General features: G+C 73.0%; 10 protein-coding genes. 9 read left to right on the top strand and 1 reads right to left on the bottom strand.

Annotated features, from left to right (window positions below):
• Nucleotides 1–6 precede the first annotated feature (6 nt).
• Complete coding sequence (locus tag IEY89_RS41145; protein WP_229695597.1) at nt 7–1818, bottom strand: eCIS core domain-containing protein; 1812 nt, start codon at nt 1816–1818, stop codon at nt 7–9.
• 247 nt (nt 1819–2065) lie between these two features.
• Between IEY89_RS41145 and IEY89_RS35215 the strand changes: the two genes are divergently transcribed.
• The 9 genes from IEY89_RS35215 (at nt 2066) to IEY89_RS35255 (ending at nt 11503) form a co-directional block, all read left to right on the top strand.
• Nucleotides 2066–3622 carry a phage tail sheath family protein gene (locus IEY89_RS35215; RefSeq protein WP_189151608.1) on the top strand — a complete coding sequence of 519 codons (1557 nt, stop codon included), beginning with the start codon at nt 2066–2068 and terminating at the stop codon, nt 3620–3622.
• Nucleotides 3623–3680: 58 nt separating this feature from the next.
• Nucleotides 3681–4121, top strand: coding sequence for a phage tail protein (locus IEY89_RS35220; protein ID WP_189151609.1), 441 nt, complete (start codon nt 3681–3683; stop codon nt 4119–4121).
• The gene (locus IEY89_RS35225) at nt 4118–4612 is read left to right on the top strand and encodes a zinc-ribbon domain-containing protein (RefSeq protein WP_189151610.1); all 495 of its coding nucleotides are present in this window, start codon (nt 4118–4120) and stop codon (nt 4610–4612) included. The genes IEY89_RS35220 and IEY89_RS35225 overlap by 4 nt, the downstream gene beginning before the upstream one ends.
• Nucleotides 4609–4767, top strand: coding sequence for a DUF6760 family protein (locus tag IEY89_RS35230; RefSeq protein ID WP_189151611.1), 159 nt, complete (start codon nt 4609–4611; stop codon nt 4765–4767). Before IEY89_RS35225 ends, IEY89_RS35230 begins: the two co-directional genes overlap by 4 nt.
• A 4-nt stretch (nt 4768–4771) precedes the next feature.
• Entirely contained in the window at nt 4772–8023 is a 3252-nt protein-coding gene (locus IEY89_RS35235) for a hypothetical protein (RefSeq protein WP_189151612.1), read from the top strand.
• Between the two features lie 23 nt (nt 8024–8046).
• Entirely contained in the window at nt 8047–8472 is a 426-nt protein-coding gene (locus IEY89_RS35240) for a phage tail protein (protein WP_189151613.1), read from the top strand.
• A 118-nt stretch (nt 8473–8590) separates the two neighbouring features.
• Nucleotides 8591–9310: a CIS tube protein gene (locus tag IEY89_RS35245; protein ID WP_189151614.1), complete on the top strand. Its 720-nt coding sequence runs from the start codon at nt 8591–8593 to the stop codon at nt 9308–9310.
• On the top strand, nt 9307–11124 hold the full coding sequence (locus tag IEY89_RS35250; RefSeq protein WP_189151615.1) for a VgrG-related protein: 1818 nt from the start codon (nt 9307–9309) through the stop codon (nt 11122–11124). Before IEY89_RS35245 ends, IEY89_RS35250 begins: the two co-directional genes overlap by 4 nt.
• A 40-nt stretch (nt 11125–11164) precedes the next feature.
• On the top strand, nt 11165–11503 hold the full coding sequence (locus IEY89_RS35255; protein ID WP_189151616.1) for a PAAR domain-containing protein: 339 nt from the start codon (nt 11165–11167) through the stop codon (nt 11501–11503).
• Nucleotides 11504–11599: the final 96 nt, after the last annotated feature.

Below are 11599 nucleotides of genomic sequence, written 5' to 3' on the forward strand. Positions count from 1 at the left end.
GAGAGGTCAGGGCTTTGTTCCCTGGACCTGCCTGAACATCTCGAAGAGGGCCGTTGCGACTGGCAGCCACTCCTCCGGGGGGACCTGGCCGGGCAGGCGGCGGAGCTCGACCTGGAGCAGATCGGCCGCACCGGGCGCGTGCCCGGGGTCGAGCCGGTGGTGCTGGCCCATGGCCGGGGAGCTGGCTTTCATCCCCTCGGTCACCGTGCTGCCACCACCCGCGGACATCAGGTCCGGGCCACCGGAGGCGATGCTGTCCAGCCACTGCTTGCGCTGCGGGCCCTGCGACTTCGTACTGTCGCCCGCGCCATGGTCGGCGAAGCCCACCTTGTAGACGGGATCACCCGGGGCGAGAGCGGCCACTTCGAGAACGCGGGCAGGGTCGAAGGCGGACTGCGCTTCCGCGGGCAGCGCGGCGTACATGGCGGAGAAGCTCATCCGGCTCATCAGGGGCAGGAAGTACTTCGCCTGATCCTGTCGGCCGGACTGCTGGGCGCCGGCCAGCAGATACGAGAACACCAGAGCCAGCAGCCCCTTGAGTTCCCGTGTTTCGGCTGTCGGCAGGTCCGTGACGTACTTGTCGGTGAGGACCTGGGCATCCGTGAGGATCGCGGCGTCCCGCTTCGGGTTGGCGCCGCCGAGCGCGGTCGTGTTGGTGCGCTCCTCCGGTTCTTCGTCCAGGATGTGCACGTCCTCGGGGTTCGACGGGGAGGTGAGAGGGAGTTCCTGGCTCACCACCGCCTTGAACAGGGCGAGCACCTTCTCGAGGCTGACGCCACCGGTCGCCTGCGGTTTGGCCAGAGGCGGGTACAGGCGGTCCGCGCCGGGCACGTAGACGTTGTTCCCGTTGTGCTGATGGGTCGTGCCCTGTCCCGACAGAACCTCGTGAAGCTCCGCGTTCCCGTCCATGAGACTCGCCATCTTCGCCGAGGTGTGCAACAGCCCGAACGCCTCGGCCATTTCGCGGACCGCTGTCGCCATCCTCACCAGCTCCGGGGCGTCTCCCTCCTCCTCGAAGGGAACCGTCACGAATTCCATCGCGCTGGCATCGGGAGTGATGTACCAGTCGCCCGAAGCGGCCTCGAAGATCTTCTCGTCCTTGGAGATCACCGGCTTCTCGTCGGCCCGCACCAACATGTTGGTCTCGAACTCGAACCCGACCTTCCGCTGGATCTCGGCGGCTCCGTCGGCCGCGGTGCAGCCGTGCGCCCCCGCGTGCTCGTCGACGGCACGGGCCACCGGCGTGGGCCCGGTGAGCACGCGCCGGGCGGTGGACTCGGCCTCGCGCTCGAAGCTGTCACGGGGGTCGCTGACCCGCAGCCCGTTGCCGTGGTCGGTGCCCGACACCGGACCGTTGCGCTGCTGGACGACGTGGGTGAGTTCGTGGGCGAGGGTGTGCTTGTCGCCGCCGCCGGCGCCGAGGACGACATGGCTGCCGGAGGTGTAGGCGCGGGCCCCGATGGCGCGGGCCGAGCGGGTGGCGGCGGCGCCGGTGTGCAGCCGTACGTCGGAGAAGTCGGTGCCGAACCGGGACTCCATGTCCTGGCGCACCGGCGTGGCGAGGGGTTTGCCGGCGGAGCCCAGGACCTGGTCCACCCCGTGGTCCGGCCGCTCCATCGCGGGTGCGGGGCGGACGCGGCGCGCGATCATCGCGGTCACCGCGGCGTTGCCCACGGCGCGCTGTGCCACCCGGAGGCCGTCGGCGCTGAGCGGCGGCGGTACGGCGGGGCTGCCGGAGGCCTTTTGGGGAGCCCTGGCCGGGCCGCGCGTGGCCTGCCGGTTCTCATGCTGCTCGGCGTGCGCCCCGGACGTCCGCAATGCATTGCCTCCTCGTCGGCGCAGCCCTCGTGCGACCCCCAGTGGACCGCCCGGACGAACGCGATGTCCAGGCCCGCACGGGCAGAACGAGGGCAAGTCCGGGCGGCGACCGGACCGGTGGCACGTGCGGGCAAAGGCAGCGATCCTGCCCCTCACCAGGTCCCCACGGCCCTGTCGTCCCCGCGGACCCCCGCGCAGAATCGCCCTGGACACAGGTGACCAACCCGCAGGACGCGAAGGAGCGAGCATGCCGACGTACCTCACCCCGGGCGTGTACGTGGAGGAGGTGCAGTCCGGTGCCCGACCTATCGAAGGGGTCGGCACCGCCGTCGCCGCGTTCGTGGGATTCGCCGAGACCGGGCCGTTCCACACGCCGACGCTGGTCACCAGCTGGGACCAGTACACCCAGACGTTCGGCGGCTTCACCGAAGGCGCCTACCTGCCCCTCTCGGTGCACGGCTACTTCGCCAACGGCGGGGGCGCCGCGTACATCGTGCGGATCGGCGGCCAGGCCGAGGACGCCTCCGCCCCGGCGGTCGACGGCGGCCGGCGTGGCGACAAGGCCGCGGAGCCGGTGGCCCTCGGCGGCTTCCTCGTCGCGGCCAGGCCGGGCGTGACCGGGGTGTCGGTCGAGGTCGCCGACGCGGACGGCGAGAACCCGCCCGAGGACCGCTTCAAGGTCCTGGTCCGCCAGGGCGACCAGGTCGCGGAGACGTACGAGGCCTCCACCCGCAAGAACGTCAAGGGCTACCTGGTCAACCAGGCCCGCGCCTCCAAGCTGATCCAGGTCACCGAGCAGCAGGCCGCCGCCCAGACCAGGCCCGCCAGCCAGACCCTGGCCGTGCCCGACGCCCCGGCCGCGCCCGCCTCGAACGGCTCCGGCGAGGTGGCCCGCCTCAACCCGGCGGAGTACGTCGGCGACGCCGCCGCCCGCACCGGGTTCGGCGGCCTGGAGACCATCGACGAGATCACCATGGTCGCGGTGCCGGACCTGATGAGCGCCTACCAGCGCGGCGACATCGACTCCGAGGGCGTGCGCACCGTGCAGCTCGCGGTGATCTCGCACTGCGAGCAGATGGGCGACCGCGTCGCCGTCCTGGACACCCCGCCCGGCCTGGGCGCCCAGCAGGTGCGCACCTGGCGCAACGACGAGGCCGGCTACGACTCCCGGTACGCCACCCTCTACTACCCCTGGGTCCGTGTCTTCGACCCGGCCACCGGACGCAACACCACCGTCCCGCCGAGCGGTCACATCGCCGGCGTCTGGGCGCGCAGCGACGGTGAGCGCGGTGTGCACAAGGCGCCCGCCAACGAGGTCATCCGCGGCGCGGTGGACCTGGAGCTCCGGCTCAGCAAGGGCGAGCAGGACCTGCTCAACCCGATCGGTGTCAACTGCGTACGGGCCTTCCCCGGCCGCGGCATCCGCATCTGGGGCGCCCGCACCCTCTCCTCCGACCCGGCCTGGCGCTACCTGAACGTGCGCCGCCTCTTCAACTACCTCGAAGAGTCCATCCTGTTGGGCACCCAGTGGGTGGTCTTCGAGCCGAACGACGACCGGCTGTGGTCCAGCATCCGGCGCAACGTCACCGCGTTCCTCACCGAGGAATGGCGCCGGGGCGCGCTGTTCGGCCGTACGGCCGAGGAGGCGTTCTACGTCAAGTGCGACCGCGACAACAACCCGTCGGAGTCCATCGACCAGGGCCGTGTCATCTGCGAGATCGGTGTCTCGCCGGTCAAGCCCGCGGAGTTCGTGGTGTTCCGGCTGGCCCAGTTCTCCGACAGCACCAGCCTCATCGACGAGTGACCTGCGGGTCGGCAGCGAAGCAGAGAAAAAGACCCGCAAGGAAAGGTGACAGACAGTCATGGCAACGGGCGATGCTCTTTCCACCCACGTCTTCGGCGTGCAACTCGGCGGCTATCTGGTCGAGTCGATCCAGGAGATCAGCGGACTGACCGTCGAAGAGGAGGTCGTCGAGGTCAAGCAGGTCAGCGCGGAGGGCAAGCAGATCATCCGCAAGCAGCCCGGCGCCCGCCAGGCAGGTGAGATCACGATCACCCGGGGACTCGACCAGAGCAGCGAGTTCACCAAGTGGATCAAGGAGACCCTGAACAACGGGGCCGTGAACTCCGCGCGGCAGAACCTCACCATCGAGATCAAGGACACCGAGGGCAACACGGTGCGCCGTATCCAGCTGATGCAGGGCTGGGCCTCCAAGTGGGAGGGCCCGTCCCTGAAGGCGGGCGAGTCGTCTCCGGCCACCGAGTCGGTCACGATCGTGTTCGAGGAGATCATCGTCGAATGAGGCGTCGTACGGTGACGGCGGGCAACCTGGAGGAGCTCCTCCAGGTGACGGAGCCCGCCCAGGCGTCGGAGCAGGCGGCTCCACCTCCCGCCGCCGCCCCGCCGCGCCGCGAGGACCACGGGCTGCGCACCGAGTTCGAGTTCGAGCTGCCGCGAGGGTACGTCGACGAGGCGGGCACGGTGCACCGCCACGGCTCGATGCGCCTGGCCACGGCCCGTGACGAACTGCGGCCCCAGATCGACCTGCGGGTCAAGGAGAACCCGGCGTACCTGAGCGTGGTCCTGCTGAGCCAGGTGATCACCCGGATCGGCTCGATCAGCGATGTGCACGCCGGGATCGTGGAGCGGATGTACGCCACCGACGTCGCCTTCCTCCAGGACTTCTACCGCCGGGTCAACAGCGAGGGCCACACCCGCGCCGCGGTGACCTGCCCGCACTGCGAGGGCGGCTTCGAGGTCGACCTCTCGGGTGGGCGCCTGGGGGAATCGTGACGTACGCCCTTCCCCGGCTCCGGGAGGAGATCGCGTACATCGCCTACCACTTCCACTGGCGGCGCGAGGAGATCCTCGACCTGACCCACGACGAACGCCGGCAGTGGGTGGCCGAGATCGCCCGTATCAACACCCGTGTGAACGAAGGCGGTTGAGCACATGGCATGGCGGGACAGGCTGCGCCGCCGGGCCGCCGCGGACCGCTCCGGAGTCTCGGGGGACGGCCCGTCCGGCGCGGGCCCGGACCGTGGCGCGCCCGACGGCCCGGCGCCGTCCGCGTCCGGTGCCCCGGGTTCCTCCGGTGCGCCGGCTTCCTCCCTGCCGGGTGACTGGGACGGCGGCTGGCGTCGCACCGCCGCGCCGGAACTCACCGTGTCCCGTGCCCCGTTGGGAGTCAGCGACGGCCTCGCCTTCCGCGCGGGCCTGGCCGCCTGGCAGAACCCGTCCTTCGACAGCGGCCTCGGGCATGCGCTGCTGCCCGCCGCTCCGACCGGCCTGGTACGCGGTGTCACCCGCCCGGCCGCCCCGCGGCCCACGCACACCGCCGGAGGGCCGCTGCTGCTGAGGGCGTTGCGGCCGGAGGGGGCGGGCGGTCCGGGGGACGGGGACGGGGGCTCGGAGGGGGCAACGGTCGTTCGGGCAGCGGAGACTGCCCGCCAAAAGGATCCGGGCGGGCGGAAGCCCGGGTCGACGAAATCCGGTGCGGGACCGTCCGCCGTACGGCCCTCCGGTGCGGGACCGTCCGCCGTACGGCCCTCCGGTGCCGATGCCGGTGGTAACAGCCCTGTGGGGAAGGTGAGTTCGAGGGACGGCGCTCCTGAGTCCCGTGGCCTCGCGTTCACGGATTCACCCTCGGTGCTCACCTCGTCGCCTGGCACCGTCCAACGGGCCGTCGAGAGCCCGGCCGTGGTCCCCGCCGACACCGGCAGGCAGCCGGTTCCCAGGACTCCGCTCGTACGACGTGTGGCGGTCGTGCCGCCCGCAGCCGCCGACGGGGCCGCGCCCCGATCTGCCTCCGGGACGAACTCCGGTCGTACGGCCGGGCCCAGGACTGATTCCGGGGGCCGTACACCGTCGGGCCCGGCCGTCCAGCGTGCCGCGGACGGGACGACGGCAGCCCGGCCCGCCCGCTCCGGCGCCGAGCGGTCCCGCCCGGCCGTGCAGCGTGCCGCGACGGAGACATCCCGTACGTCCGGGGCCGACGGGGCCCAACCGGCCGTCCGGCTCGGCCCGTCGGGACCGCGCCTGACCGTCGCCCGGCGCCCGGCCGGACCTGTGCGCCGGGTCACGGCCGTGCGGTCCGCCAACCCTCCGGTGTCCGGCACCGCCCCGACGCCCGACGCCGCCGGCACCACCACGCCGGCCAGTACGGGCGTGGGATCCAGCGCCCCGGTACAGCGCACCGCCGTGCCCGCGCGAAGCCGCGCACCCCTCGGCGCCCCGCTGAGCGAACTCCCCTCCACAGCAACATCGTTGGCGCAGAACACCCCCGCGTCCGGCGCCACGTCCGGATCCGCATCCGCATCAGCGTCCGGTCCGACACTGCCCGTCGTCCAGCGCCAGGCCGACACACCGGGGCCGTACGACAGCGGTGCGAGCGGTACGGGCGGTGCGAGCGGTACGGGCGGTGCGCGGGGTACGGGCGGGGCAAAGGGGACGGCACCCGCTGCCCCGGCCGACGCCGGCGCCCCGCGCCGGACCCACGCCCCCGGAAGCACGGGCGCCCGCGCGCGCGGTGGCCTCGGAGTTCCGCTGCCCGCGCTGCCGCCGAGCGCCGAACTGCCCGGTTCCACCGCGTCCCGTGCGTCCCAGGCGTCTCGTACGACGCCCGGCCCGGACGTCCAGCGGGCTCCCGTACGTCAGGGCCAGAGCTCCCCAGCCGCTCCGGTGCCGCCCACCGGGGCCGCGCCCCTCGCCCCCGGAGCGGATGTCCCGCTGCTGGGGACGGCCGACGTCCAGCGCAGCATCGCGGACCACCCCACCACCGGGGGGACCACCCGGGCCACTCCCGCGGACCACGGAAACGGGCCCGCCACGCCGTTGGTGACGCCCTCCCCGGCGCTCGCCTCCAACCGCCCGGAACCGGCAAGCGCCGTACCCGCGGAAGGCGCGGCAGGAAGAGCGCGACGCCCCGGCACGGCGTCCGGTGGGGCGGGCGCAAGCGGGCCGGGCGCAAGCGGGCAGGGCTCGGGCGGATCGCGCGCTGATGGATCGACCTCCGGCAGCTTCCAGGCGGGCGGCCCGGGCTCCGGCCGGCCAAGGCCCGGGCGCCCCGCCGCCCCGGGCCCGGTCGTCGTGGCCAGGGCCGTGGCCCCAAGCACTCCAGGCACGGCAAGCACTCCAGGCAGCGCAGGCGGCCCAGGCACCCGGTCCGCCGGCTCGGCAGGCCCGAGCCCTCTCACCGTGACCGGCTCGGCGGCGTACTCCGCCACGGCGGCACCCCGCACCCTCTCGCTGCTGGCCGCCCGCCCGCTCGTCCTGAGCACCCGGACCCCGGAAGGGGCGGCCCCGGCCGCCGCCGCCCGCTCCGGCAGCCGTCCCGTGGTGGCGGCGCGCTGGCCCGGTGCACTGTCCGCCTCCCAGGGCGACACCGCGCCGCCCACCGGGGCGCCCCCGCGCCGGTCCGGCACATCAGCTCCCTCGGTGCCCTCGGCGCACTCGCCGGGTGGCCCCGGGACCCTCGCGCGCCCGACGCCCGGCCCGTCCGCCCCTGCCGGGCCGCATGTCCAACGGGCAGCAGCAGCCCCGTACCCCGGACCGGAGGGTTCGGGCGGACCGACGAGCAGCGCCCCGGCCTCCGTTCAGCGCGTCCCGGCCGTCCGGCCCGCGCCGCCCCGCCAGGGGACGATCGCCCAGGCCGCCGCCGTACCGGCGAAGCCCCTGCCGGTGACCGCCCCGCAGGCACCGCCGCTCGCGGCCCGCCCGTCGGCCGCCACGGCACCGGGGGGAGCCGTTCCCGTGGTCCGGCCGAGGACCGTCACGGTGGCCGGCGGGACCGGCGACGCGGCACTCGCGGTGCAGCGCGCCGCACCAGGCCGCCCGCGATCGTCCTCCGCGCCCTCCGCGCCCCTGGCGTCGCCAACAGGCGTACCGGCCAAGGAGGTTCAGGCAGCCGGCCGGAAGCGGTCGGCGTCCGCGGCCTCCGCGTCAGCCACGACGTCCGACGCTTCCGGCAAGAACGCGGCCCGCCGCACCAGGACATCCCAGGACGACCTCGACCTGGACGACCTGGCGCGCCGTCTGCTCGGCCCGGTGGGCCGGCTGCTGCACACGAAGACACCCCAGGACGACCCCGGCGTCGACCTGGACGACCTGGCGCGCCGTCTGCTCGACCCGGTGGCCCGGCTGCTGCGCACCGAACTGCGCCGTGGCCGGGACCGCACGGGCCGCCCCTACGACGGACGCCGCTGAGAGCCAGAACGGATGACGGACGAATGACGGACAGCATCTTCGCGACGAGCGTGTTCTTCCGGCTCGCGATCGGCGGCAACGACCTGGGCGCCTTCCACACCTGCTCCGGCATGGGCGCCGAGGTCGAGATGGAGACGTACGCCGAGGGCGGCAACAACGGCTTCACCTGGCAACTGCCCGGCCGCGTGACCTGGTCGAACATCACACTCACCCGGCCGGTCACCGCCGACACGGCGAAGATCGCCCGCTGGCTCGACGACACGCTGAAGCGGGTGGAGCCCAAGGACGGCGAGATCGTGGCCCTGAAACCGGACCTGACGAAGATCATCAGCTGGCAGGTGTTCGGGATCGTCCCGGTGCGCTGGCAGGGGCCGTCCTTCGACCCCGCCAGTTCACAGGCCGCGGTGGAGACCCTGGAGATCGCCCACGAGGGGCTGCGCCCGTCCTGACACACACGTCCAGACACACACGTCCCGACCCGTCCTGACACACCCTCAGCAACAGGTTTTCCCGCACGTATTGACCACATAACGACCACGTATCGGCCCCCGGAAAGGAGGTCCCGCCATGTCACCAGCGCGCACCAGCCGGGCCAGGGCCAAGCTGACCCTGAAGGAGCCCCCGGCGTCGGTCGGCGCGAAGCCGGGCGGGACCATCACACAGCTCGACCTCCAGTTCAACCCCTCCACCCTCCAGCTGAGCAAGAGCACCGAGTGGCGGCGCTCCCCGTCCCGGATGGCGGGGGAGTCGGCGCTCCCCGAGTTCGTCGGCAGCGGCCCGCGCACGCTGAGCCTGGAGGTGTTCCTGGACGCCACCGCCAAGCACGACAACTCCGTGGAGCGGGCGGTGGAGAAGCTGATGAAGGCGTGCGTGCCGACCCCGGCCAGCCTGGGCCGCAAGAAGCCGGCCAGCCCGTGGGTGCGGTTCACCTGGGGCACCGCCCGGACGACCGCGTTCGACGGGGTGCTCTCCAGCCTGTCGGTGTCGTACACCCTGTTCGACGTCGACGGCAGACCGCTGCGGGCCACCTGCGCGCTGTCGATCGAGGAGGCGAGCGTCGGCCCGGCGGGCCAGAACCCGACGTCCGGCGCGCGCACCGCCCGCAGTACGCACACCGTGGTGGCGGGCGACAGCCTGGCGATGCTGGCCTGGCGGGAGTACGGGGACGCGACGGCCTGGCGGGTCATCGCGGAGGCGAACGGAATCGACGACCCGATGGCGCTCGCGCCCGGCACCGAACTGGTGGTGCCGGGGCTGCCGGACGCGGGCGGTGAGGAGGAGCGATGACCACCGAGGCAAGGGGCCGGCTGTTCGCGGCGGACCCCGTGGTGGGGACGCCCGCCGAACTTCCGCAGGTCTGGGCCGCCCAGTTGGTGAGCTGCGTGGTGGACGAGAACGTGGGCCTGCCCGACGCGGCACAGCTCACCTTCCGCGACCCCGACCACGAGTTCCTCAGGGCGACCGGCATCACCATCGGCACCCCGCTCAACGTGTCGGTGGTGACCGTGTCCGGGAAGGCGCGTGAGCGGCTGTTCAACGGCGAGGTGACGGCCCTCGAACTGGACCGGGACAGCACGGGTGCGTTCACCGTGGTGCGCGCCTACTCCAAGGCGCACCGCCTCCAGCGGGGCCGGAAGGTGGTGGCGTACCAGAACATGACCGCGTCGGCGATCGTCCGCAAGGTGGCCGCCGGGGCCGGGCTGGCCTGTGGCACCGTGGACGCCGGGAAGATCACCTACAAGCAGCTCTCGCAGGCGAACGTGTCCGACTGGGACTTCCTCCAGTTCCTGGCCGCGGAGAGCGGCGCGCTGGTGCGCGTCGACGACAAGGGGCTGCTCCAGTTCACCAAGCCGGTCAAGGCGTCCGGCGCGCCCGCGCCGTCGACCTCGTCGTCCCGCAACCCGATGGTCCTGGAGTACGGGGCGAACCTGCTCGCGCTGCGGGCCTCGCTGTCGGCGGCGGACGGGGCGTCGCAGGTGGAGGTGCGCGGCTGGGACGTCACCACCAAGAAGCCGCTGGTGTCCCCGAAGGCGTCGGTGAACAGCGAAACGGTGCTGCCGGGGCTGAGCCCGGCGTTCGCCGCCCGGTTCGGCAAGTCGAAGCTGACCGTCACGGACACCCCGTACCGCACCCTGGCCGAGACGACGGCGGTCGCGGACGCGGTGGCCGATCACGTCAGCAGTGGATTCGCCGAGTTGGAGGCGGTGGCCGAGGGCAACCCGCAGCTGCGGGCGGGCAAGCCCGTGGCGCTCGGCAACGTCGGGCAGGCGTTCTCCGGCAAGTACACGGCGACGGCGGTGCGGCACGTCCTCGAACCGCACGGCGGGTACCGGACGACGGTGTGGGTGAGCGCCAGCCCGGACCGCTCCCTGACCGGCCTGGTGATCGGAGCGGGCGCGCCCGGCCGCGGCTCGCGCATGCCGGGTCTGGCGATCGGCGTGGTGACGGACGTACACGAGACCGGCGCCGAGAGCGGATCGGTGAAGCTGAAGTTCCCCTGGCTGGACGACACTTACACCACCGACTGGGTCCGTACCGTGCAGTGGGGCGGCAAGGGCGGTGGAGGCGTGTTCAGCCCCGAGGTCAACGACGAGGTCCTGGTCGGGTTCGAACAGGGCCTGCTGGACAGCCCGTACGTCATCGGCGGGCTCTACAACGGCGTCGACAAGCCGTCGCCCCACGAGGTCCCGCTGATCGACAAGGCCACCGGGAAGGTCAACCGCCGTTCCATCGTGTCGCGTTCGGGGCACCGGGTGGAGCTGCTGGACCAGAGGGCACCCGGTCTCTCCGGGGTGCGGCTGACGAGCGCCGACGAGCGCCTCGTAGTGTTCGTGGACGACCGGCGGAACAGCATCCAGTTGTCCGTGTACGCCCGGAGGACCAGCCGACAGCCCCTCTCCTCCGTCCTGCTCGACGCGAAGGGCATCACCCTGGACGCGGGAAGCGGTGACGTGACCATCTCGGGCGGGAAGGTGGACATCCAGGCCACGGCCGGGGTGCGGATCGGCGGCGCCACGGTGGGCGTCGAGGGCACCGCGAACGTCACCGTCAACGGTGGTGGGCGGGGTGTCTTCAAGGCCGCGATCATCGAGATCAACTGACCCCCTGTCCGCTGCCCCCGACATCCGCAAGGAGCACCGCATGCCAGCCGCAGCCCGTACCGGTGACCCCACCAACCACGGCGGCGTGATCGCCATGCCGCCGCCCGGCCGCGCCGCCCAGGCGGTGGCGCGGGTGCTGATCGGCGGCCGTCCCGCTGCCGTGACCACCGGCCTCGGCGGCCCGGGCAGTGTGCACACCTGCCCGATGCCGCCGCACGCGGCCCTGGGACCGGGCAACGTGGTCATGCCCAACCCGGCCGCGCTCGCCAGGGGCCAGGTCCTCATCGGCGGGCTGCCGGCCGCGCGGATGCGCGACCAGACGACATGCGGCGCGATGATCATCGCCGGCGCCCCCAACGTCCTGATCGGGGGCGTGTGATGAGCGAGCGGCTCGATCGGCGTGGCTGTCGGCACGACTGTCGGCGCGACCGGGGGAGTGGCTGCCGGAGTGGCAGGCCGCTCCCGTCGCGGGCCG

The sequence above is a fragment of the Streptomyces lacrimifluminis genome (genome assembly GCF_014646095.1).
Classification (GTDB): domain Bacteria; phylum Actinomycetota; class Actinomycetes; order Streptomycetales; family Streptomycetaceae; genus Streptomyces; species Streptomyces lacrimifluminis.

What these genes read in the sequence shown, in the direction of transcription:
- IEY89_RS35220 (WP_189151609.1), top strand. Translation starts at nt 3,681, where the DNA reads ATGGCAACGGGCGATGCTCTTTCCACCCACGTCTTCGGCGTGCAACTC.
- IEY89_RS35255 (WP_189151616.1), top strand. Translation starts at nt 11,165, where the DNA reads ATGCCAGCCGCAGCCCGTACCGGTGACCCCACCAACCACGGCGGCGTG.
- IEY89_RS35240 (WP_189151613.1), top strand. Translation starts at nt 8,047, where the DNA reads ATGACGGACAGCATCTTCGCGACGAGCGTGTTCTTCCGGCTCGCGATC.
- IEY89_RS35245 (WP_189151614.1), top strand. Translation starts at nt 8,591, where the DNA reads ATGTCACCAGCGCGCACCAGCCGGGCCAGGGCCAAGCTGACCCTGAAG.
- IEY89_RS35250 (WP_189151615.1), top strand. Translation starts at nt 9,307, where the DNA reads ATGACCACCGAGGCAAGGGGCCGGCTGTTCGCGGCGGACCCCGTGGTG.
- IEY89_RS35225 (WP_189151610.1), top strand. Translation starts at nt 4,118, where the DNA reads ATGAGGCGTCGTACGGTGACGGCGGGCAACCTGGAGGAGCTCCTCCAG.
- IEY89_RS35235 (WP_189151612.1), top strand. Translation starts at nt 4,772, where the DNA reads ATGGCATGGCGGGACAGGCTGCGCCGCCGGGCCGCCGCGGACCGCTCC.
- IEY89_RS35215 (WP_189151608.1), top strand. Translation starts at nt 2,066, where the DNA reads ATGCCGACGTACCTCACCCCGGGCGTGTACGTGGAGGAGGTGCAGTCC.